At 47.5% G+C, this 24757-nt stretch carries 12 protein-coding genes, 1 tRNA gene and 7 pseudogenes; 14 read left to right on the top strand and 6 right to left on the bottom strand.

The window, feature by feature from the left end; genetic code table 11:
• Positions 1-15: 15 nt before the first annotated feature.
• Positions 16-2075, bottom strand: a pseudogene (locus tag JCM12259_RS17710) (TonB-dependent receptor).
• Between the two features lie 362 nt (positions 2076-2437).
• Here JCM12259_RS17710 and JCM12259_RS02295 point away from each other — a divergent pair.
• Positions 2438-3730, top strand: a complete 1293-nt coding sequence (locus tag JCM12259_RS02295) for an NAD(P)/FAD-dependent oxidoreductase (RefSeq protein WP_025065263.1) — start codon at positions 2438-2440, stop codon at positions 3728-3730.
• 201 nt (positions 3731-3931) lie between these two features.
• On the opposite strand, the pseudogene cdaA reads toward JCM12259_RS02295, so the two are convergent.
• Positions 3932-4700: pseudogene (gene cdaA, locus JCM12259_RS13385) on the bottom strand (diadenylate cyclase CdaA).
• Positions 4701-4716: 16 nt separating this feature from the next.
• Complete coding sequence (gene folP, locus JCM12259_RS02305; RefSeq protein WP_025065264.1) at positions 4717-5562, bottom strand: dihydropteroate synthase; 846 nt, start codon at positions 5560-5562, stop codon at positions 4717-4719.
• Between the two features lie 524 nt (positions 5563-6086).
• On the opposite strand from folP, the gene JCM12259_RS02310 reads away from it, so the two are divergent.
• The 4 genes and pseudogenes from JCM12259_RS02310 (at position 6087) to JCM12259_RS13390 (ending at position 10050) form a co-directional block, all read left to right on the top strand.
• Entirely contained in the window at positions 6087-6287 is a 201-nt protein-coding gene (locus JCM12259_RS02310; protein WP_148299550.1) for a hypothetical protein, read from the top strand.
• 20 nt (positions 6288-6307) lie between these two features.
• Entirely contained in the window at positions 6308-7906 is a 1599-nt protein-coding gene (locus tag JCM12259_RS02315; protein ID WP_148299551.1) for a hypothetical protein, read from the top strand.
• Between the two features lie 154 nt (positions 7907-8060).
• On the top strand, positions 8061-8498 hold the full coding sequence (locus JCM12259_RS02320; protein ID WP_025065267.1) for an HU family DNA-binding protein: 438 nt from the start codon (positions 8061-8063) through the stop codon (positions 8496-8498).
• 227 nt (positions 8499-8725) lie between these two features.
• Positions 8726-10050, top strand: a pseudogene (locus JCM12259_RS13390) (UDP-N-acetylmuramoyl-tripeptide--D-alanyl-D-alanine ligase).
• A 131-nt stretch (positions 10051-10181) separates the two neighbouring features.
• On the opposite strand, the pseudogene JCM12259_RS02330 reads toward JCM12259_RS13390, so the two are convergent.
• Positions 10182-11173 (bottom strand): annotated as a pseudogene (locus JCM12259_RS02330) (malate dehydrogenase).
• Positions 11174-11450: 277 nt separating this feature from the next.
• Here JCM12259_RS02330 and JCM12259_RS13395 point away from each other — a divergent pair.
• A pseudogene (locus JCM12259_RS13395) lies at positions 11451-13234 on the top strand (aminopeptidase P family N-terminal domain-containing protein).
• Positions 13235-13571: 337 nt separating this feature from the next.
• On the opposite strand, the gene JCM12259_RS16665 reads toward JCM12259_RS13395, so the two are convergent.
• Both JCM12259_RS16665 and JCM12259_RS02350 read right to left on the bottom strand, forming a co-directional pair.
• Positions 13572-13685 (bottom strand): smalltalk protein, encoded by a 114-nt coding sequence (locus tag JCM12259_RS16665; RefSeq protein WP_234396529.1) that lies wholly within the window; start codon positions 13683-13685, stop codon positions 13572-13574.
• A 94-nt stretch (positions 13686-13779) separates the two neighbouring features.
• Positions 13780-14250, bottom strand: a complete 471-nt coding sequence (locus tag JCM12259_RS02350) for an HU family DNA-binding protein (protein ID WP_025065269.1) — start codon at positions 14248-14250, stop codon at positions 13780-13782.
• A 545-nt stretch (positions 14251-14795) separates the two neighbouring features.
• Between JCM12259_RS02350 and guaB the strand changes: the two genes are divergently transcribed.
• The 8 genes and pseudogenes from guaB (at position 14796) to JCM12259_RS02395 (ending at position 24604) form a co-directional block, all read left to right on the top strand.
• Complete coding sequence (guaB, locus tag JCM12259_RS02360) at positions 14796-16280, top strand: IMP dehydrogenase (RefSeq protein WP_025065270.1); 1485 nt, start codon at positions 14796-14798, stop codon at positions 16278-16280.
• A gap of 7 nt (positions 16281-16287) precedes the next feature.
• Positions 16288-17688, top strand: a complete 1401-nt coding sequence (locus JCM12259_RS02365; RefSeq protein WP_025065271.1) for a peptidylprolyl isomerase — start codon at positions 16288-16290, stop codon at positions 17686-17688.
• A 66-nt stretch (positions 17689-17754) separates the two neighbouring features.
• Positions 17755-19191 carry a peptidylprolyl isomerase gene (locus tag JCM12259_RS02370; protein WP_025065272.1) on the top strand — a complete coding sequence of 479 codons (1437 nt, stop codon included), beginning with the start codon at positions 17755-17757 and terminating at the stop codon, positions 19189-19191.
• Positions 19188-20896, top strand: a pseudogene (locus JCM12259_RS13400) (OstA-like protein). The gene JCM12259_RS02370 and the pseudogene JCM12259_RS13400 overlap by 4 nt, the downstream one beginning before the upstream one ends.
• Positions 20897-20910: 14 nt before the next feature.
• Positions 20911-21210: a hypothetical protein gene (locus tag JCM12259_RS02380; protein WP_051559097.1), complete on the top strand. Its 300-nt coding sequence runs from the start codon at positions 20911-20913 to the stop codon at positions 21208-21210.
• A 2-nt stretch (positions 21211-21212) separates the two neighbouring features.
• Positions 21213-23038 (top strand): annotated as a pseudogene (gene mutL / locus JCM12259_RS13405) (DNA mismatch repair endonuclease MutL).
• Positions 23039-23208: 170 nt separating this feature from the next.
• Positions 23209-24351, top strand: a complete 1143-nt coding sequence (locus tag JCM12259_RS02390; protein WP_025065274.1) for an OmpA family protein — start codon at positions 23209-23211, stop codon at positions 24349-24351.
• 175 nt (positions 24352-24526) lie between these two features.
• Positions 24527-24604 (top strand) — tRNA-Val (locus JCM12259_RS02395).
• Positions 24605-24757: the final 153 nt, after the last annotated feature.

A 24757-nucleotide genomic window follows, 5' to 3' on the forward strand; every position in this document is an offset into this window, starting at 1 on the left:
TTACACTCCATTCAATTAAAAGTTCACGATGATCGACGTGCCCAGACTGATGGGTTTTCCTCTTTGGGCAAAGTCTGTGGGCGCTTTGAAATAATAGGCCAGATACTTCGTTTCAGTCAAATTCTTGCCCCACAGTTCCCAAGTGAATATGCCGCGAGTGGCACTCAGCTTCGCGTTGAGCAACATATAAAAGTTCTGCGACACCTCATTGTCTTCCGCCCAATAGATTTTTCCGATGCCGGTGAGGCCTGCACTCAACGTGAGTTGATCCAAGATGTGGCCCGCCGGCATCATCGTGTAACTCGCTTGAAGCCCAAACGTGTTGCGGGGAACCAGTGGCAATTTGTTGTTTGAGTAATCAATTTTATCGCTTTTGTGGTAATCGAGGAAGCGCGCAAAAGTATATCCGTAACTCATTTGCACGTCAAAGCCCTGCAACGGACGTGCATTGACGGTCAACTCCATGCCTTTGCTATCCGAATGAGCCGCATTGTGCAAGATATTTCCTACTCCCGGAACCGTGAAATTCACCTGCTGATGACGCCAATCGATGTAAAACAAAGCCAATTCGGTTGTCAATCGATTGCCGAAAAGGTTGAATTTCGTACCCACTTCATAGTTCCAATTGTATTCCGGACCGTAAGTGCGCTCGTTATCAGTGCGGAGTGTCTGATTGAAACCGCCTGCTTTGTAACCGCGTGTGAGTGAAGCGTAAAACAGGTTTTGCTTCGAGGTGAGATATTGAACGGTGAATTTGGGCGTGAATTGATGAAAATGGAGCGTTTTTTCAAATGAATTGATGATCTTGTGACCACTATTCGTGCTGAGAACATAACTGTTTTGGGCATAACGATCACGTGAATGCTCATAGTCGAAACGCAGACCTGCCGTGAGCGAAAGCCCTCGCCACAGATTGTAAGACGACTGGTGATAAAACGCCAAAGCCGCAATCGGCAGTTTGCTATCGGCCACAGAGCCGTTGTCGCGTGCTATGAAGCGCGTGTCCACGCTGTTGTTCACGTGCTGAAACATGCCGAATGCACCGAAGATCCACTGATAACGACTGTCGTTGTTGGACTTGAACGTAAACTCCTGACTGATCATATTCTGATGAATCTCATTGAGAACGAAATACAAATCACGCGAAGTGAAATCCTGATCGATGGCCTGATGATCTTTGATAAACTGATAAGCCGTCTGGCTGTTGAAGCTGACCGCCGGACCGTTGTATCTCACATTGAGACCTGTTGTCGATAAAAGCGTCGGTAAATACTCTTTCTGTTGTAATCAACACCCGCAATTTGCCCCGTCATTCGATCATAAACGCCATACGGATAACCGCCCTGATCGGAGTAATCGAGCATCGAACCGAGTCGCAAAGTCCATGTCTCGGCCGGTTTCCACACCCACGACAAGCGCCCGAAACCACTGCTGATGTCGTCGGCTTTGGCTCCTGTGGCTGCATTTCGGAAGAAACCGTCGTTGTGATGATAGCCTCCCGCGAGCGAAAAGCCCATCCGCGGACTCAGTTTTGCATAATGGGAAAACTGCGCGACAACGTCGTTACGACTGCCATAACCCATTTTCAGTCGCGTGCCTTGATGTTCCAAAGGCGACCATGTGTGCACATTGATGATTCCACCGATAGCATTGCGGCCATAAAGTGTGCCTTGCGGGCCGCGGAAGACATCCACTTCGGCAATGTCTGACATGTCAATATCAAACGCAGAGTTCTCAAAATGAGGCATACCATCGACATAAAAGCCCACCGTTGGGCCCTTAGCCTTGGCTCCGATACCGCGAACATAAACGGGAGCATTCTGTTTTGATCCGTAATCCGGCATAAAAAAGTTGGGTATCACAGCCGTCAATTCTTTCAGACTCGTCACTTCCTGTCGGCCCAAAAACCTGTTGTTGAAAGCTGAAACCGACGTAGGCGTCAGGTTATGTTTATTCTGTTTGAACTCGGTTATGGTCACTTCGTCGAGATCAATGCGATGTGCAATGGTCGAATCAGTCTCATTCGGCGAGGCGACTGGCATGAGGGCAGCCAGCAAAAGGATGGTGTTGAACATATTCTAATTAACTAAATCCAATGTAATTCGGCTGCAAAAATACAACAAAATATCTGTCCCCGAAATCCTATATTATGAGGAGATCGAGGACAGTTGACAGTTGGTGCATTTGCGGTCGATGGGTGTGCGTTTTCTGATGAACAGTTAGTCGCGTTGCAACTAACGCCTTTTCAGCGTGCAACTCACCGTTAATCGTCGTGCAACTAACGGCTAATCAGCAGCGAGGCGATCAAGAATGAAGAATTGAGAATTGAAGATCACTAATCCTTAGATGAATTAACCCTCATGTCAATCGGGGTGTCTGGCATGATATTTGCAGATAAACGAGAAAAAGAATAACTCATTTTTAACCTATTGCAATGATGGATTTGAATATTGAAAAAGGCGGAAAGAAGCGGGTGGTCATCATTGGTGGCGGCTTCGGCGGACTCGAACTTGCCAAACGCTTACGCCGATCGGGTATGCAAATCGTGCTGATCGACAAGAATAATTATCATCAGTTTCAGCCGCTGATCTATCAAGTGGCCTCGGCGGGAATGGAACCCAGCTCGATTTCTTTCCCTTTTCGCAGGATCTTCCAGCGTTACCGCGACTTCTATTTTCGGTTGGCTGAGGTCGAGTCGATTGATTTCACAGCCAAAACCGTGATCACTTCCATCGGAAATATCGGCTATGACTATCTCGTTTTGGCTGCGGGCGCCACAACGAATTTCTTCGGTAACGAACGTATCAAGGCTGCAGCGTTGCCGATGAAAACCACTTCCGAGGCCACGGCAATACGTAATCTCGTGCTCACCAACATCGAACGGGCTATCACGAGCACCGACTCGCAGGAGCGCCAGGCGTTGCTCAACGTGGTGATTGTGGGTGGAGGCGCCACGGGAGTTGAACTCGCGGGCGTCATTTCGGAAATGAAGCGTACCATTTTACCGCGAGATTATCCCGATTTGGATAGTTCGCTGATGAATATTTACCTCATTCAAGGTGCTCGCCGACTGCTTCCAGCCATGGATCCAACCTCTTCTGCGGCTGCCGAACAGTTTTTGCGATCGATGGGTGTGAATGTTATTTTGAGCAAGTTGGTGAAAGATTATCAGGACCATCGTGTGCAAATGGACGATGGAAGCAGCATTGCCACCCGCACGTTTATATGGGTGAGTGGTATCACGGGTGTGCGCTTCGGCAACATCGGCAATGAAATGATCGGGCGAGGAGGACGCATCAAGGTCGACGCATACAATCGTGTGCCCGGCGCAAAGGATGTTTTCGTCATCGGAGATCAGGCCATCATGTCAGGCGATGAAGCTTATCCCGACGGTCATCCGCAGTTGGCACAAGTGGCGATACAGCAAGGCAGACTGCTGGCTGAGAATTTAAAGCGCATGGAGAAAGGTCGAGCCTTGCAACCGTTTCATTATCATAACCTCGGGGCTATGGCTACGGTGGGTCGCAACAAGGCCGTGGCCGAATTTCGACTGTTCAAAACGCAGGGTTGGTTTGCATGGTTCTTGTGGCTTGTGGTGCATCTGCGCTCCATCTTGGGAATCAGAAACAAGATGGTCGTGCTGCTCAACTGGATTTGGAATTACGTCAATTATAATCAGTCTTTACGCCTCATTTTCTCTACGGGTAAGAGTTGCGGAAAAGACGATTGAGCACCCGCGCAGCTCCCTAAGGCAGGAGATGGAGAGACAGGACAAAAGCGAATGCAGAACAAGTCATAGCAAATCGAATTGTCATTAACGCTAAAACGCCATGCGAAAGATGGTTAATCGCATGGCGTTTTAGTGTTAGTGATCACTCGTTTAAGCGCGAATCACTGCCCGATTGTTGATGTGCTGTCTTTCAGCTCTGAGTTAGGGGGTCAGTCCTTCGGCGAGCACGCTTTCCAATTCTTCTGCCGACAGCCGCAAATGGAACGTGCCGTTGAGGGCCACGGCGATGCGGCCGGTCTCTTCGGAGACGACGACCACAAGAGCATCGCTGGTTTGCGACATTCCCAAAGCAGCCCGGTGGCGTAGCCCAAAGACTTGGGGATGTCTTGGTTGTGCGATACAGGCAGGATGCAACCGGCCGCTTTGATTCGCTTTTTGGAAATAACCATCGCGCCGTCGTGCAACGGTGAGTTTTTAAAGAATATGTTTTCGATGAGCCGTTGTGTGATGTTTGCGTCGATGATGTCGCCCGTTTCCACGATGTCATCCAGCGGAGTGGCCCGCTCTATGACAATCAGCGCGCCCACCTTGCCCTTAGCCATACTCATACAAGCCATCACGATGGGCAGGATGGCTGTCTTGTCGACATTCTTTTTGGCGTCGGACGAGAAAAAATTCATGATGAACCGGAACCGCTGGTGGGCTCCCAAGGAGTATAGAAACTTGCGAATCTCTTCCTGGAAGAGCACGATCAATCCGATGACTCCCACGCTCACGAGTTTATCCATAATGCTTCCGAGGAGTCGCATTTCAAGGATTTGGCTCACGAAAAGCCACACAAGAATAAACACGATGATGCCGATGAAGACGTTAAGCGACCTGCTTTCCTTCATCAGTCGGTAGAGATAAAATAACATCAGGCCACTAAGAAGATGTCGATGACGTCTTTCATGCCAAATTCAAAGAACATATTGCAGCGTATTGGGTTATGAGTGAGATTGCATCATTTGGAAAATTCGCACACATTCTACGGCTTCGCGCACGTCGTGCACACGCAGGATGTCGGCTCCTTTGGATAGAGAGAGGGTGTTGAGCACGGTTGTTCCGTTGAGCGATGTGGTCGGGTCGCCGCCGAGGAGTTTGTAGATCATCGACTTGCGTGATATGCCCACCAAGATGGGCAGCTCCATGACACGTAGCTTTTCGGCTTCGGCCAGCAGTCGATAATTCTGTTCCAATGTTTTGCCGAAGCCGTAGCCGGGGTCGAGGATGATGTCTTTCACGCCGAGATCGTGCAGCTGTTGTACTTCGTGTGCAAACGAAATGAGCATCTCGCGCAGGTCGGGCTGAACAGACATTAATATATAAGGTGTGCCGAGTCGGGCCGCCATACGAAACATGGCGGGATATTCGGCGGCTTCGGATGCCAACGGTCGGTTGGCCACTCCTGTGATTCCGCCTTCCGAAACGTCGTTGATGATGTCGGCACCGAACTCTTCTACGCTCATCTGTGCTACTTCGGGGCGGAATGTGTCGACCGAAATCACGGCCTCGGGGAGCTCTCGGCGCACGATCTGTAATGCTCTTCGCATCCGCGAAATTTCTTCTTCGGCAGTCACTTCTGCCGCATTCGGTCTTGTAGAAAAGGTCCCGATGTCAATGATTCTGCCGCCTTGCTCGATAATTTCGTGGGCTCTTGCCGCAATGGCCGTATCTGTTTGGACACGGCTTCCGGCGTAAAACGAGTCGGGTGTCGCGTTCAGAATCCCCATCACAACGGGTTCCGACAAGTCCATCAAACGTCCGTGCACATTGATTGTATAGTCTTTCATCTGTCTGTTTTATGCTCTTTTGCAAAGGTAATAAAATGTTGAGAATCCCTCAAAAGAATGGCACAAAAGATAGCAAATAGCCATTTTTCTCATGAAACGCTTGTGAGTTCAAGATTAATTCTTTACCTTTGCCGCCGGTTCTTCGCCTCCTTCGCCCCCTAAGTTAGGGGGATGGGGGTCTGAACAAGCGAGGGGCCGATCAAAAAAGGATTAAACGAGAAGTATGATTAAACAAGCAAATATAAACAGCAACAGCACGATGCAAAAGAACTCAGTTTCTCTTGCATCTTTTAACGCTTTATATTTGCATATCTCGGAAAAAGTCTTAACACACACACACACACACACATCGCACCTGGTGTGACACAATTTTAGGTCTTCGCCTACGCGCGCGCGTAAGAGCACGGCTAAACTCCTATAAACAAAGGGCTCACAAGAGTTCCCTTTGTTCCCCTTTTTATGTCCTTTTGTCAACCCGACAAGAGGAAAATAAGCACGATTTATTCATTCAAAACATAGTAAATATGAACAGAAAACAATTAGAGAGTAGGGCTTATGTGAAGCCTGAAATGAGTGTTATTCAAACAATAATGGAATTTCCATTGCTAAACGGTTCCACGATCAAAGGTGGACACAAGAAACCCATTATTAATCCCGAGACCGGCGATGCCAAACAGGATGGTTTGATGAAGAAGAAGACTTATCCGAGGAGGAAGATTAAATGATAAAAACATTAAGCAAGGCAATGAAAACATTTAAAACATTTATCCCATTGACAGTTGGACTACTGTTGATGGGCTGTGCGAACAATGATATCACAGACGACAATACCCTGCAACAGACAGGAAACCAGCAGGATGCAACGACTTTCGTAGGAAAGAATTACACAGGCAAAGATGATAAACAGGCAACACGTACATACCTGTCATTCATCCGTAGTACACCCACTACGGCTAAATTTATTTGGAATCCGTCAGACAAAGTTTATTTGTCTGACGGCAGCAGTGCCACGGCCGAAGTCGCATCAACAGCAGACATGTCGGTAGCTGATTTCACGTTCAAGGGAAAGAGTTTAACAGCTCCGTCTTATGACATCTATTATCCTGGCGCTAATGCAACGGCCTACAATAAGGTGCATATTCCAGACACAAATAATGGAAGACAATTATACCCGTACAGTTACGGTTTGCAGTTTAGCATAAGCGATGGTGGTGACTGTGGCTTTGCCAAAGCCACTCAGCAGCCCGACGGGAAATATTATTTCGAGCTTGAGCACCAGGCTGCCTATATTATCCTGTACCCACGCTCTAATGCGGCAAATACAGACCGAGTGAGTATCAAGAGTATCAAGGTTACTGCCGATACCAATATCAGTGGAGATTATACGCTTACCCCCAGTGGATTGACAGGTAGCGGATCATCTAAGACGGTTTCCAGCCAGGCCCGTATGCCGCTCACTTCGACAATTGTTGGTACAGGTGAAGTCATTGACGGCACCAAGACCCAAGATCGAAACGCCATGTTGTTTACCATTGCTCCTTGTACAACAGCGCTGACCATTGAATATACGCTTCGAAACTATGATGGTAGTATAGCTGGAACTGTTACCAAGCAGCTACCTGTCAGAACTTATGCGAAGAATACGATCACACCAATAACGGCTAATCTCCAAGTTCCCGAAGTGGGATACTATTACACCTGGGATGCAGCAGAAGGGCAGCATTATTGGAAAGGATATGAAAAAGAACAATACTCAGGTGGCGGCAATACTCCCGGTAGTGGGAATCACTATCCTGAAAATAGCAGTGATGCACGCTGGTATAACACGGCATCGAACACGGCCACACGGTCGGCCAAAGACTGCCCCAATCTGTATGAAATAAGCTGGTATGTGGCACACGGCGATCCGCATTGGGATGCCGAAATGGTGTGGACCAATGGGGGTGACTTATATAAAGGCGGTATGTGGTTTAAGAAAAAAGCCTATATCACGGGATTCAGCAATACGACTTATCCTGCGGGATTTAATCCACCTTCCACAATGGGTAGCCCGACGGTTAATACTTTTATTGCACAGGGACGGCCGACTGACACCTCAGAGTATTTCTTTTTACCAGCAGCAAGTTATTATATGCGAGGGCAGATATCGAGAAATTATGGAGAAGAATTAGGAGAACTGGGCACCTATTGGTCAAACACTTTCGCGAGTGCTTATCCAGGAGATACGGGATCTGATCCATATAACGGAAGTACAGCCTATTGCTTAAATTTTAGCTCTAATAGAGTTTACATTGGCATATATCCCAAATGTAAATGTGGAGTTCCCCTCTGGACAGCCCAATGACCTCAAATGACCTATATAGCTCTCTTCAACGAGCTATATAGGTCGCCGATGAGAGGTATATAGGTCGTCGGGAAGAGGTATATAGGTGATGGACAAGAAGTATATAGGTGGTCTATGACAACAATATAAATCATTAAAAGAAAGGACAATAATTATGGCAAACAAACCGATTCAGTTTTTTATCAGACTTCGCAAGATGACAATAGGATTGCTCAAAGACAAGATGGTGCAGATTGCGCAGATCACAGGGCGCAAGCGAGTCGATTTCCGAAACTTTTGTGTGCAGGTGGCCAAGAACACGACGTTCTCTCCCCAAGAAGTGGGTGCCATCATCAATCTCGCGATCTATACGGCACGCGACTTGGTGGCCAATGGCGACACGGTGGAATTCGGAGATATGGGTACGTTGATGCCCTCATTCCGAAGCAAGGCCGTGGAACAGGGACAGAAATTCAATGCCAACGAGCATATCCTCAAGCCTACGGTGAAACTGATCCTATCGAAGAAATACTTTGAGCTGACAGGTGTCTCTTTTGAGCGAGTGCCGGAACCGGCAAAGAAAACAAAAGCAGGTACAACACCGAAACCTTAGAAAGGTGAAAAGGTGAAAAGAGGGCTGATGTACTTCTTTTCACCCTTTTTCTGTATTGGTCGGTATGGTAGGTTTTGTAGGTGCAGTAGGTAGGGAATGATTGCGCTCCGCGCAATCATTTGTTATTAAACACGCCTAACTCAACATTGCGCTATGGATCATTCCCAATATTAGCGGATTTTTACTACTTTTGCAGGCATATAAAAAGGAATCAACAGATATTGACAATGGAAATATCAGAACTTTACAAACTGTTCGTTGCTCACCCGACGGTCACGACCGACAGCCGCAATTGCCCCGAAGGAAGTATCTTTTTCGCACTGAAAGGCGCATCGTTTAATGGTAATCACTTTGCCGAAAAGGCTTTGGAGCAGGGTTGTTCTTATGCCGTTATCGACGAAGACACGGCCCGTCGCAGCGTTGAAGACTCGCGGCTTATCCTCGTAGACGACTGTCTGAAAACACTCCAACAGCTGGCCAACTATCATCGGCGTACACTCGGCACGCCGGTTATCGGCATAACGGGTACCAACGGCAAGACAACCACCAAGGAACTGGTATCTGCCGTGCTGGCCGAAAAGTATAACGTGCTCTTTACCGAGGGCAATTTCAATAATGATATAGGTGTACCCAAGACGCTGCTGAGGCTTACCCGCGAACACGAATTGGCTGTTGTGGAGATGGGAGCGAGTCATCCGGGCGACATCCGCACGCTCGTCGACATCGCAGAGCCTGATTTTGCTCTCGTTACCAATGTGGGGAAAGCCCATCTGCAAGGCTTCGGCAGTTTTGAAGGGGTGATGAGAACCAAGGCCGAACTCTATGATTTTATGCAGGTGCGACGCCCCGACGGACTCATCTTTATCAATGCCGACAACGCATTTCTGGGTGAGATGCGCCGTGATCATTGTCCGACGTCCGGTGCGTCACCTATGGACAGGGGAAGGAAGACGGCATTCGGTTTCACGGTGAGGTGATAGATTGTGCCCCGTTTCTGCACTTTCGTTGGCGCGAAGAGGGTATATCCGCCGGTTGGAACGATGTCCGGACTCACTTGATTGGGGCTTATAATCTCGACAATATGCTTGCAGCCATCAGCATCGGCACACATTTTGGCGTGTCGGCTGCGCAGATCGGCAATGCACTTGCGCGTTATATTCCCGGCAACAACCGTTCACAGTTAGAAGAAACGGTGCACAATCATCTGATCATGGATGCTTACAACGCCAACCCGACGAGTATGAATGCGGCCTTGCTCAACTTTCGCGATATGGCCGTCGGCCCTAAAATGGTTATTCTTGGGGATATGCGCGAACTGGGAGAGCAAAGCTTTGAAGAGCACACGAAGATCGTTTCGCTGCTTGAAACGTTGCCCTTTGAGGAGGTGTGGTTGGTGGGCGAGGAGTTTGGCAGGATCGAATGCCGCTTCCGTAAGTTTGCAAATGTGGAGGAAGTCAAGGCCACACTTCGTGCGAATCGGCCCGAGGGGTTCTATATCCTGATTAAAGGCAGCAACGGTATCCATCTCGCTGAGCTGGCAGAAATGCTTTGATGGGCTTGCCGTTTCTCAAAAGGCGTATCGTGCGTTAGCTGCCATTGCGCGACCGAACATCATAAAACCCGGAAAGTTTCAAACAACTTCCCGGGTTTCTTTCATTTCCGTACTTAGAAAAATACCTGTAATTAAAGATTTGGATTGACCGTGTTCCACTCCGATACGGGTGGAACGATATTGAGTGTTATCAACTCATCGCGCATCTTGCACAAGTGTTCGTAACTTGCGTCGAGCTTGGCGTTCTCCTCGGCGGTGCCTTGCGGAACCTCGAAATGAGCGCCCGTGGTGTCGAGTGTGGTCTTCATAGCCATCATGATATGGTCGTATTTGTCGGTCTTGACATAAGTTCCGACGGGGAAACGGAACGGTTCGCCGCCCATCACCGAGCGAATCATCTCAACAGAGAGGTATGCCGGGCTTTGGAAAGATGAACGTCCGCGCAGTTCGATGATCTTAGCACCACCCTTGGTGACGTCTGTTTTCATCTGTTCCCACTCCTCTTTGGGGAACGCGGGTGTACCGATTATCTCGGTAAGAGGCTTTCCGTCGATGGTCACTTTCGACCCGAAGACTGCCATTTGCTCGCCGTGTCCGCCGTAAGTAGCGCACCCTTTCACTTCGCTTTGCATTACGTTGAATTTCTTAGCCAATGCGCTCTGCAAGCGAGTCGAGTCTAATGCGGCCAACGTTGTTACCTGCGAGGGCTTCAAACCCGAGTAAAGCAGTGTTACAAGACCTGTCAAGTCGGCAGGATTGAATATGATAATCACGTGCTTTACATCCGGACAATACTGCTTGATGTTCTTACCCAGACCCTCGGCAATTTCACAATTGCCTTTCAAAAGGTCTTCGCGGGTCATTCCGGCCTTACGGGGTGCACCGCCGGAAGATATGATATATTTTGCGTTTGTAAACGCTTCGCGTGCGTCTGTGGTCGCAGTGATCTTCACATCACCGAATCCGCTCTGGCGCATTTCCTCTGCCACACCCTCGGGCGAGAATACATCGTAAAGGCAAATGTCACTTGTCAGACCCATCGTGAGGGCTGTCTGAACCATATTCGAGCCGATCATACCGGCTGCTCCGACGATTGTTACTTCTCGTTAGTTAAAAAAGCCATATTTGTTTATTATTTTTAGTGTTGAATAATGTTTCTTCTCGGCACGCACAAAATTACAAAAAAAACAATGACGAACTGCTTTTCGCGTGGTTTTTATTTGTTATAAAATCTAAAAGTAATGCGCTTTGCTATCTCGATTTGGCAAAACCGAGTCTGCAAGCGGTTGCCGGCCAAGATTCTGATAAATGTGGGTGGCGTTAAGATTTTATGTTGCGAATCATTTGTCGGCATCGGATTTATTGTTTAATTTAGCGCCGTTAAAACCAAAAATTGATGTATGAAAACGATTCAAGACAGGCTTTCCGAACTCCGCGAAGTAATGCATCGCGAACATCTTGCAGCGTTTATATTCCCCAGTACAGACCCGCATAGCGGCGAATATGTGCCTGACCACTGGATGGGTCGCCGATGGATATCGGGCTTCAACGGCTCGGCGGGCACGGCGGTGGTTACAATGCACAGCGCAGCTCTGTGGACAGACTCGCGTTATTTCATTGCTGCTGCCGACCAGTTGCAAGGTTCAGGCTTTACGTTAATGAAAGAACGGATTGACGGGACGCCGACCATCGCCGAATGGATCGGTCGTGAACTCCAAACGTCTGACCTTACCGAGGTGGGCGTTGACGGCTGGGTGTGCTCCCATTCTTTTGTCGAACAGCTGCGTAGAGATCTGCGCGAGCAAGGCGGAATCACTGTTCGCACCAACTTTGATCCGCTTGAATACATCTGGAAAGACCGTCCTGCGATACCCAAGAATAAAGTGGTCGTTCACCCGATGGAGTTTGCCGGCGAGCGCACTGCATTTAAAATAGAACGTGTGCGCAAGGCTTTGCGTGCGCAACACGCCGACGGAACGCTTGTATCTGCACTCGATGACATTGCTTGGATACTCAATCTCCGCGGTTCAGACGTGCATTGCAATCCCGTGTTCGTAGCTTTTCTGCTCATCTCTTCCGCGCAAGTCACGCTCTATATCGACCCCGACAAACTCACACCCGAGGTCGTTTCCTACCTCAAAGGCGAGGGAGTGGGCATCGATGATTATGCCGACGTGCGGAAAGGGGTGGCCGACTACGACGAATATAATATTCTTTTGGATCCCGACCGGCTCAACGACACGCTCTTTCACGCGCCTCGCGTGAAGCAGATTGTGGCTGCGGCATCGCCCGTTCCTTCGCTGAAAGCCGTGAAGAACGAAGCTGAAATCGCAGGCTTTCATCGTGCGATGCTGCGCGATGGTATTGCGATGGTCAAGTTTCTGCACTGGTTGAAGCCCGCCGTTGAGGCCGGCGGACAGACCGAAATGTCGTTAGAGAGATGTTGACGGGTCTGCGTGCAGAGCAACCTTTATTTAAAGGTGTCTCGTTCGATACGATTGTGGGGTATGAACAACACGGCGCCATCGTGCATTATGAGGCTACGCCCGAGACCGATGTCGCCGTAGAGCCTCGCGGATTGGTGTTGATAGACAGTGGGGCACAGTATGAAGACGGCACGACCGATATTACCCGCACTATTGCCCTCGGTCCGATTACTGATGAACAGCGCCGAGTTTATACCCTGGTGTTGAAAGGATATATCCGGCTTCAGCGCTGCAAGTTCCCCGCAGGCGCGTCAGGCACGCAGTTAGACATCCTCGCCCGCGAGGCGATGTGGCGTGAGGGGCTCAATTATCTGCACGGAACGGGGCACGGCGTAGGCAGTTATCTCAACGTGCATGAGGGTCCGCACCAGATCAGAATGGAGTGGCGCCCTGCCCCGATTGTGGCCGGAATGACCGTGACCGACGAGCCCGGCATCTATCTCGCAGGCAAGTTTGGCGTGCGAATCGAGAACACGCTGCTTGCTGTTCCATACAAATCGACCGACTTCGGAGAGTTTTTGCAGTTTGAAGCGCTCACGCTTTGTCCCATCGATAAGACTCCGATTATCCGCGAAATGCTGTCAGCCGAGGAGGTAGCGTGGCTCAATGCCTACCATCGAACAGTCTACGAGCGTCTCGCTCCGCATCTTGATGCATCCGAAAAAGCGTGGCTGAAAACAGCAACCGACGCTATATAATGAGGTGAAAACAATGCAATCCAAACGCGGTTTATGCTTCCTTGGCTTTCAACGAAGCATAAACCGCATTTTAATAAACCATTAGTTGTCTTCCGATTACGCATGAGTTGCAGTGTGATGAAGCGTTTGAATAGAACTATTGATCTCGTAAGTGCCAAATAATAAAGGGTTTCTCTGCACGAATGGAATATAAAAACGGGGGGAGTCCGCAATGGACTCCTCCGTAGAAGAGAATGATCGGCCTCAGCCGATGAGGATAGAACAACTGATCACAGCGCCGATCGACACGACAAGCAGTACGATGCGCAGCAGTAGAATCAGCCAATACAGACGATCGTCAGGCTTCATGATCGCCCATTTCTTGTGCGCCCAACACCCCGAGCAGGGCCGTGGCCAATGCCACGATGACTTTGATGACGAGCTTCCAGCTCGTGAGATTCATTTTACTCATTTGTGTTTAATGGTTTAGATGATTCATAAAATTGAGATCGATTAGTTGAAATGGCGGCCGGACTCGTTGTCCTACTCCGGCCGCCTCATACCGTTTAAGCATGCGAAGGAGTACTGCCTTCTGGCTCAGTCTTCTTCTTTTTCCGTGAGTTGACCGTATTGTGGGCCGTCTCCTGCACCTTAGCACCGTTGAGCAATGCACGCCGACGCACACCGTCTTTACTGATAGTGAGTTCCGGTTGGAAGTTCACGCGCATGCCAACAACGTTGGCTGCTGCATTGAAATCCTCCGGTTTGTTGGCCGCTTTGGTCTTCAATCCGATCTTGAACGAACCCAAACCCTTGATCTTCACGCGCATTGAGTTTTGCAGGAAATCCTGCATCGTCTCCACGAGTTCCGTAATCACGGCGAGAATGTCGCTCTTTTTCACTGTGCTGTTACGCTGCATGACCTCGGCGATTTGATCGATTCCGACGGTTCCGTTCATCACTGCGCGTGCATACCATTTACCTTTGTGCACGCTGTTCTTCCTGTTGTCCTGGTGGATTCTGTAAAGAATTGCCATAACTTTTAATTGTTTTAATTGGTTGATAAATAAAATTTGTTTTGCATCGGGTTAATCCCGAACTGCGATGCAAAGTTAAGACATCCTGCAAGTGCTTCCAAACAACGATGCGATACACGTATGACTAATTCGCAATTCAGCCTTTGTTTTCCGTTCAAACAATGCTTTCCTACCATTCTTTTGCTCCCCTCGACGGGAGGGCAATTCATCATTCACCCCACCTCCGCTCTCTCCTTGCCAGTCCACTTCTCACCCTCCCTCTTTTGATTAACGATTAATTGCACGCTAACTAATGCTTCTTTGCGACGCAATTCACTGTTAATGGGAATACTATTGATGATGTATTGAGTTCCCAAACAAAGAAACGAAGCCCGATGCATTGCCGATGATGCCTTGTGAATTGCATGCAACAAGATGAATCATGTATGCTGTCTTACACATTCAGAGCCTCGTTAAATAGCATTAATTCATGGTTTTTTGCCCATGAGATCACGCCGAATTAGATTTTTATTAGTAAATTTGCACGCAATAAATTTTTAAATCCTATGTCATCATTTGTTGCGGATAAAATTGAAATGGACGGCCTGACGTTCGATGACGTCCTGTTAATCCCTGCTTATTCAGAAGTTTTACCGAAGACGGTAACATTGGAAACGAAATTCTCTCGCAATATTTCGTTGAAGGTTCCGTTTGTAACAGCCGCGATGGACACCGTCACCGAGTCGTCGATGGCCATTGCCATTGCACGAGAAGGCGGTATCGGCGTTATTCATAAGAATATGAGCATCGACGAACAAGCCCGTCAGGTGGCTATTGTTAAGCGTGCCGAGAACGGGATGATCTATGATCCGGTGACGATTCGACGTGGATGTACGGTGCAAGATGCCCTCCACATGATGCAGGATTATCATATCGGAGGCATTCCAGTGGTTGATGACGAGAATCATTTGGTGGGTATTGTCACCAACAGAGACCTGCGTTTCGAACGCAGGTTGGATAAGAGCATCGACGAAGTGATGACCAGCGAGAATCTGATTACGACACATCAGCAGACCGATTTGACGGCTGCTGCACAGATATTGCAGGAATATAAGATTGAAAAATTACCCGTAGTGGATGCCCAAAATCATTTGGTGGGACTTATCACTTATAAAGATATTACCAAGGCTAAGGACAAACCGATGGCTTGTAAGGATGAAAAAGGTCGGCTGCGTGTGGCTGCCGGTGTTGGCGTTACAGCCGATACGCTGGCCCGTATGCAGGCTTTGGTTGATGCGGGAGCCGACGCTATCGTTATTGATACGGCTCACGGACATTCTAAGTCGGTGATCGAGAAATTGCGTGAAGCCAAATCTTCTTTCTCGAAAGTGGATATTGTGGTGGGCAATGTAGCCACGGGTGCAGCAGCCAAAATGCTTGCCGACAATGGCGCCGATGCTGTGAAAGTGGGTATCGGACCCGGTTCGATCTGCACGACACGTGTTGTTGCGGGTGTCGGTGTGCCTCAGTTGAGCGCCATTTACGATGTGTCCTGCGCACTGAAAGGCATCGGTGTGCCTCTGATTGCAGATGGTGGGCTTCGCTATTCGGGCGATGTGGTCAAGGCATTAGCCGCCGGTGGCAGCTGTGTCATGATCGGTTCGCTCGTGGCCGGCACCGAAGAGAGTCCCGGCGAGACCATTATTTTCAACGGACGGAAGTTTAAGAGTTATCGTGGTATGGGTTCGTTGGAGGCGATGGAACAGAAAAACGGTTCGAAAGATCGCTATTTCCAGGGTGATACTAACGATGTAAAGAAACTCGTTCCGGAAGGAATTGCCGGGCGAGTACCCTATAAAGGCACAGTGCAAGAGGTGATTTATCAACTCATCGGAGGCCTGCGCTCGGGTATGGGATATTGCGGTGCAGCGTCGATTGAGCGTTTGCACGAGGCTCGGTTTGTGCGAATCACCAATGCAGGTGTGATGGAAAGCCATCCACATGACATCACGATCACGAGCGAAGCACCTAATTACTCACGTCCGGAATAGGCAAAATATGCGCATAACAGTGCTGTCGGCAATCTGTCTGTTGTGTTTTGTCAGCGGCTTCGCACAGTCGGATCCTACGTTGATGACTATTGGTGGACAACCTGTCAGACGTTCTGAGTTTGCGTATTTATATCATAAGAATAACGCTCCGGGTGCGGTCGAGAGCCTGACAGTCGATGAATTTCTCAGCAAGTTTATCGATTACAAGCTGAAAGTGAGGGCTGCCCGCGAAGCGCACCTTGACACTTTGGCCTCTGTGAAGCGCATACACGACGCCGATAGGGGACAAGTAGCAATATCGGCAACGATTGGTGATGCTGATAGGGACGCTGAAGCCCGGCAAGTCTATGCGGCAATGCAGCACAAGGTTGCACAAATGGGCGGCTGGATAAGACCTGCACAGATTTTGATTCGGCTAAACCAGCGTGCAACGAAATGGCAAGAGATTGCGGCCAAACGGCGTGTCGATTCGCTTTACAGCGTTTTGCAGCGTGGCGGAGACTTCGCTTCGTTGGCTCACCGATATTCAGACGATCGCGAGTCGGCGTTAAATGGTGGACTGATGACTTGGATTCGCCGCGGACAGACCTTGAAAGAGTTTGAAGATCAGGCCTATTCGTTGCAACCGGGAGAGGTGAGTCGCCCGTTTATGTCGCCACTCGGCTGGCATATCATTCGGCTTTGGGCCCGACAATCAACGCTCCCTTATGATTCGTTGCGAGCAAGTCTTGTACGGATGGTTGATCAACGGGAATTGCGCCAGCAGTTGGTCGCAACCGAAAAACGGTTTGCCACGTCTCGACAGACGCCGACAGAGAAGCCGATAGCGGAGAGTGCGTTGACGCCCGACCGTCGGAATCTTCTCCGCGAATATGAAGAAGGACTACTGGTGTGTGCCATTCGCGATCGTGTGATCGGTCACCGGTCAACTCAAAATGAGCAAAAATTGTCGGCCTATTTCAAGAAACACAAGAAGCAATATCGTTGGGAACAACCTCGTTTCAAAGGAGTTGCTTTCCATGTGAAATTTAAAGCCGATGCCAAGAAGATCAAGGCGCTACTCAAAAGAGCCTCTTTTACAACGTGGGAAACGCTTATTCGCACTGCGTTTAACGGCAAATCGGAAGACGAAATACCGTTCGTTGTCGGCTATTTTAAAGTTGGTGATAATGCCTTGATAGACAAGGCGATTTTCAAACAACCTGCAACGATTGTTCGGAAAGCAGAATTTCCGATAGCAGAAGTATACGGCAAGAAATTGAAAGCGCCCAAAACGCTCGATGATGTGCGCTCGCAAGTGTTGGCAGATTATCAGGATGAATTGGAAACCGAATGGGTGTCAGCACTCAGAGACAAGTATCCCGTCGAGATAAATAGAACTGTTCTCGCCACGATTTCGCACGAATGATGTTGGCGAATGTTGTTGATAAAAGTAAAATAGATGCGTATTCGCGCATTGATAGATCATAAATGAATGAAAACAAAAAATAAAATACTGGTAGGGTTTGCTGCCTTTCTGCTCATTGTAGGAATGAGTGCTAATGCCCGTAAGATAGGGACTTATGCAGCTTCGGACACAACGCGTGTGGCGAAAGACACCCCGAAGATTCCCGCAACGAGTGTTGTTGATGAAGTGATTTGGGTGGTCGGCGACGAGCCTATTTTGAAATCAGATGTCGAAGTGATGCGTCTGCAAGGTGAAGGAGAGGGCTTTAAATGGAACGGTGACCCCGATTGCGCCATCCCTGAACAGTTGGCTGTACAGAAACTCTATCTGCATCAGGCTGCGATCGACAGTATTTCTATCTCAGAATCGCAGATTTCACAAGGCATAGATGATCAAATCAACTATTTGATTTCAGGCATCGGATCGCGTGAAAAGTTGGAGGAGTATTATAAGAAGTCGCTCACCCAGATTCGCCAAGATATGCACGACGATTTCAAGAATCGTATGCTGATTCAGGAGATGCAGCGAAAAATCGTGGAAGACATCGCCGTTTCGCCGGCCGATGTGCGCCAATATTTCAAGGATTTGCCAGCCGACAGTGTTCCGTTTGTGCCCACTGAAGTGGAGGTTGAGATTTTGATGAACCATCCCCGCATATCGCAAGAGGAGATCAATCGCGTGAAAGACGAGTTGCGCGAGTATACAGATCGTGTGAATAAAGGCGAAACCACCTTTGCGACTATTGCCCGTCTGTATTCGGAAGACACCAATTCGGCCCGTCAAGGTGGTGAGTTGGGGTATGCCGGACGTGGTATGCTCGACCCTGCATTTGCTTCAGTGGCTTTCAATTTGACTGATCCGAAGAAGATTTCGAAGATTGTCGAGACAGAATTTGGTTATCATATCATCCAATTGATTGATAAACGCGGCGACAAAGTGAATGTCCGGCATATTCTCCGTAAGCCTCGTGTGAGTGAGGAAGCCATTGAAAAGACCAAGTTGAGGCTAGATTCTATTGCGAACGACATCCGTTCGGGCAAGTTTACATTTGAAGATGCCACGGCATATCTCTCTGATGACAAGGAGACAAAGAACAATCATGGCCTCATGGCGAACATGGATCGAGAGACAGGAACCCGCACTTCCAAGTTTAAAATGAAAGATTTGCCCACCGATATAGCCCGAATCGTTGATACACTGAAAGTCGGTGAGATCTCGGCTCCATTTCAGTTGATTACGGATAAGGGTAAGACAGCCTGTGCTATTGTGAAGTTGAAGAGTCGGGTAGAGAGCCATAAAGCCACGATCACGGAAGATTTTCAGGTGATGAAGAATGTGGTGCTGGCCAAACAGCGTGAAAAACGCCTTCATGATTGGGTGGTAGACAAGATCAAACACACGTATGTTTGGATGAATGACCGCTATAAAAACTGTCAGTTTGAATATGAAGGATGGGTTAAATGACATTCAAGCAAAAAATCATTCGATATATTGATGGACATAGAGTCACGTTGATCGCGGCTCTATGTCTTTTTGGACTCGGTATTGCACAGTCTCATCAGGCGGTTCGGAAACGGTCGCGTAAAGTGCAGGACGATCGTGTTCATTTGGTGCATTCGGATCAGTTGAGTTATGATATATATGGCCCCAATCCCGAAGCACAGATTGTCAAGGGGTGGTACATTTCAGTCATTCCGGCGCTCAGCTGTTTTGCGATAGCGCTTACTATTATCAGGAATCCAATTCATTCAGAGCTTTCGGACATGTTCGGTTTTATCAAGGCGACACATTGTCGTTGACCTGCGACCGTGCATTTTATGATGGGCAGCAGCAATTGATGGAAGCACGGCGGAATGTGGTGTTGAAACATCGTCGGCAAACGCTTTATACCGATAGTCTTGACTATGACCGATTGTATGATTATGCCTATTTCCGCGAGGGTGGAACGCTGATTGACGGTAAGGATAAGTTGGTTTCGGATTGGGGAGAGTATAACACGAAGACGCGGGATGCCACCTTTTATTATAATGTAAGGCTGCGGAGCGGTAAGCGTCTTGTCACAACCGACACGCTCTATTATGATACCCGCAAATCATTAGCTCATGTTGTGGGGCCGTCGAAGATCACTTCGGGTACGAGCGTGATCCATACCGAGCAGGGATATTTCAATACCCATAGCAATAAAGCCCAGCTTTTCGGTCGTTCGACAGTTGTAGACAAAGAGAAAACGATCATCGGTGACAGTCTTTATTATGATGATAAGACCGGTATTAATCGTGGTTTCGGGAATGTAGTCTTCATTGATAAGAAGAATAAAACGTCGTTGATGTGTGGAAAATTGTATTATAACGAGAAGAGCGGATATGGCTTTGCTACGCAGCGAGCAGTTTCCAAGGAATTTTCTCGTGGTGATACACTCTATGCCCATGCTGATACGATGAAACTGTTTACTTTTCATATCAATACAGACTCGGTTTATCGGAAGGTACATTACTATCCCCATGTGCGCGCTTATCGCACCGATGTGCAGGCCGTTTGCGACTCGATGGTGTTCAATTCGCAAGATTCGTGCATGACAATGTATAAAGATCCGATTGTGTGGAATGCCGGTCGACAGTTGCTCGGAGAGGTGATCAAAGCTTATATGGCCGATTCCACCATTCGTGAAGCACATGTCTTAGGACAGGCTTTGTCTGTTGAACAGATGCCGGATACCATTCATTACAATCAAATAGCTTCTCGTGACATGTTCGCTTATTTTAAGAACGGGGTTCTCCGACGTAATGACGCTATCGGAAACGTGCAGAGTATTTATTACACTGTTGATGATAAAGACAGTTCTCTGATCGGACTCAACTATTTGGAAACCGATACGATGCGGATGTTTTTAAATGAAGCTCGTAAGTTGGAGAAGATTTGGACGAATAAGTTTGAGGCAACTCTTTATCCGATGACACAGATTCCGCCTAGCAAAATGAAACTGAACAGTTTTGCTTGGTTTAATGAAATCCGACCGAAAGATAAGAATGATATTTTCATTTGGCGTGGAAAAGGACTCGGAGCTAATTTGCAGACGGTGAAACGACAGCAAGCACCGCTCCAAACGATTGAAAAAAAGACAGTCATTGATACGCCTGCGGGAAAGATTGCAGTACCGAAATTGCCCTAAAAACAGAAAGGAGCATGATCATGAATCTCTTTCAGGTGCGTAAACCGCGTGGCTTTCACCATATATATATATATGTAGACGAGCGAAAAGAGCGTTTACAGAAAATCGAACAGTGTGCGCGTCGAGATTTGGGAATGTTGAATGAAGAGTGTGATCGTAAGAATCGTATTGCCGGAACATTTGTTGCAGCTACGCATCATCTGCAAAAATACAGACAAAAAGGAGCTGTTGGTAAAAAACGTATGAGTTTTAAAGGTTTGATTTTATTGCTCATCGTGCTGTTGTTTGTTTGGTTTTATTTAGTTGAATTGTAACAATGAGTGATGTCATACAGCTTTTGCCCGACTCGGTAGCCAATCAAATCGCGGCCGGAGAAGTTATTCAGCGGCCTGCAAGTGTCGTCAAAGAACTTGTCGAAAATGCAATCGATGCAGGTGCAAAGACGATCCATGTGTTTGTAGTAGATGCCGGTCGCACTTCGATACAGGTGATCGACGACGGGAAAGGAATGTCTGATACCGACGCACGATTGTCTTTCGAACGCCATGCTACATCGAAGATTCGTAAAGCTGATGATTTATTTAATCTCCACACAATGGGATTCCGTGGCGAAGCATTGGCTTCTATTGCGGCGGTAGCGCAAGTTGAATTACGCACACGTATGGAAACGGAAGATGTGGGTACGCATCTAAACATCACGGGTTCTGTGTTTCAGAATCAGGAACCATGTTCCTGTCCTGTTGGAAGTAATTTTTTGGTCGAGAATCTATTTTTTAATGTGCCAGCGCGCAGAAAGTTTTTGAAATCTAATTCGACCGAACTCTCCAATATTCTGGCAGCTTTTGACCGAATTGTATTGGTGAATCCGCAAATCACGTTTACACTTCACAGCAATGGAAGTGAACTTTTCCATTTGAAAGCCGGCGCTCTGCGGCAACGTATTTTAGATGTGTTCGGTAAGCGACTCAATCAAGATCTCTTGCCGATTCATGTCGACACGACGATGTGTAAGATCAATGGATTTGTTGGGAAACCTGAGTCTGCACACAAACGAGGTGTTCAACAGTTCTTTTTTGTGAATGATCGGTATATGAGGCATCCTTATTTCAATAAGGCGGTAGCCGCGGCTTATGATCGATTGATCCCTATCGGCGAGCAAGTTCCGTATTTTATTTATTTTGAAGTGAATCCGGAAGATATCGATGTCAATATTCATCCCACGAAGACTGAAATCAAATTTGAGAACGAACAAGCTGTTTGGCAGATCCTTTCAGCTGCAGTTCGGGAGCAATCGGTGTGTTCACTGCTATCCCGACGATTGATTTCGATACGCAAGGAAAACCTGATATTCCTGTATTCGGATCGCATTCGGAAAACGTTCAGATGCCGAAAGTGGATTATAATCCACAATATAATCCTTTCGACAATACTCGTAAAACATCGAAAACACAGTCTTCTGCCGAGTGGGAGCAGTTGTATGAAGGACTGAAAACAAGTCAAGACCATGAGACGGCAATATTCGATGCACCCGAATTGGATGCTTCTCAGGAATCGGAAAAGCATCGTATGCTTGCAGAAAAGTCACCCGTTCATTATCAATATAAAGGAAAATATGTGATGACAACTGTGAAATCCGGGCTGATGATTATCGATCAGCATCGGGCCCATGTGCGTATTCTTTATGAACGCTATATGCAACAGGTGCAGGCACATCGTAACTCAGCACAGAAATTACTGTTTCCCGAAGTAATCCAAATGTCTGTTTCCGAGTCCGTTATCTTTCATAAAGTGCTGCCGGAAATGACAAGTATGGGATTCGAATTAACTGATTTAGGTGGTAATAGTTATGCTATCAATGCTATTCCGGCTGATCTTGAAGGTGTCAATGCAGTCTTGTTGGTGCGTGATATGATAGCTTCGGCACCAGAAAAAGATGCCAGTGCCGTTGAAAGTATTTACAGTTCGCTGGCTTTGAGTATGGCTCGCAACGCTGCAATTCCACAAGGTCAGGTTTTGAGTAATGATGAAATGGAAGAGTTGGTCAATGGATTATTTGCATGTTCAAATGTCAATTACACGCCCGATGGGAAGAAAGTGCTTTGCATTTTGAAGCAACAAGAGATCGAACATTTATTGGGATAAGCTGCCGAAAACGTGTTAAAGATCTAAAAAATGTTATCTTTTAAGCGAAAAAGAATGCTTTTTTTATCCCCAATGTGATTGAATCTAAATTTTATTGCTACTTTTGCACCGCGTATTAAACGTGAATGTGAGTTATAAGAATTCATTTTAATTAATTAAATACATCGTTTATGAGAAAATTATTGATTGTATTAGCATTTGCCGGCATCTCTATGTCGACAATGGCACAGGATGCAGACCCTGTACAAAAGCACAGCGTTGCTACCAATTCTTTTTGGAGTAACTGGTTCATTCAGGTTGGTGCAGAGTGGAATGCTTGGTATTCTAATCAGGAGCACGGCCTCGGTTTGAGCAGAAGTCCGTTCAAAGATTTCCGTTCAAGTCCCGCAGCAGCAGTAGCAATTGGTAAATGGTTCACGCCGGGCCTCGGTCTTCGTACTAAACTCCAGGGTATTTGGGGTAAGCGTGTGGATGACGGTAACAACTTCGGTAACCACAACTCTTACTGGATTTTGAATGAACATGCATTGTTTAATGTAAGCAACTTACTTGGCGGTTACAATCCTAATCGCGTTTGGAATTTCATTCCCTTTGCCGGTGCAGGTATTGGCCGTTCTATGAGTGCTAACCTCTACGCAATGGATTTGAGTGTTGGTATCTTGAATGAGTTCCGCGTTAGCAAAAAAGTGGCTGTCAATCTCGAACTTGGTTGGAATCGTTTGGAAGGCGATATTGATGGAAACGATAGGTCTAACGGCCACAGAGGTTGGGATTCTCATGACAATAATTTCTATGCAGAAGTTGGTTTGACTTTCAATCTCGGCAAGGCTACATGGGAGAAAACACCTGATGTAGACGCAATCAAGGCATTGTCTCAATCACAGATCGATGCGCTCAATGCACAGCTCAACGATGCTAATGCAGAGAATGCACGTCTGAAAGAGATGTTGGCAAATCAGAAGCCCGCAGAGGATAAAACTGTGAAAGAGTTTGTAACAACTCCGATCTCTGTCTTCTTCAATTTGGACAAGTCTGTCATTGCATCTCAGAAGGACCTCGTGAATGTTCGCGCATTGGCTCAATATGCCAAGGACAACAACTCGAATCTCCTTGTTACAGGTTATGCAGACAGTGCAACGGGTACACCGCAGCACAACCAAGGTCTGTCAGAGCGTCGTGCTAACACGCTTGCTGATGAGTTGGTTAAGATGGGTGTAAGCCGCGACAATATCAAAACTGTTGGTAAGGGTGGTGTAGACGAGTTGTCTCCGATCTCTTTCAACCGTCGTGCAACTGTTCAGGTAACTGAATAATTAATTACGATATAAGTAGAGTGGGATGCTTGCCTATATGGGGTAAGCATCCCGTTTTTTATGCCCGAGAATTCGATAAGATCTCTTTTTTATGATGTTGTATCGAAAAATGTATCAAAAAGTTTGGTTAATCATTTGAAAAGTTATATCTTTGCAACCGCTTACGATGAGTTGAGGGCGTTTAGCTCAGCTGGTTTAGAGCATCTGCCTTACAAGCAGAGGGTCGGGGGTTCGAATCCCTCAACGCCCACCAAGGGGTGTTCCCTGTAATCTTTCGGGATTGCAGGGATTTTTATTTGATGGCTAAACCATGAACGAATCGCTGCTATTTTAATCTTGATTCCTTATTACGCACGTTGCAATTGAGCGTGAGTTTGCTCGCGATTAACGGTTAAACTCATCGCAA

This window comes from Hoylesella enoeca JCM 12259 (genome assembly GCF_000613405.1).
Classification (GTDB): Bacteria; Bacteroidota; Bacteroidia; order Bacteroidales; family Bacteroidaceae; genus Prevotella; species Prevotella enoeca.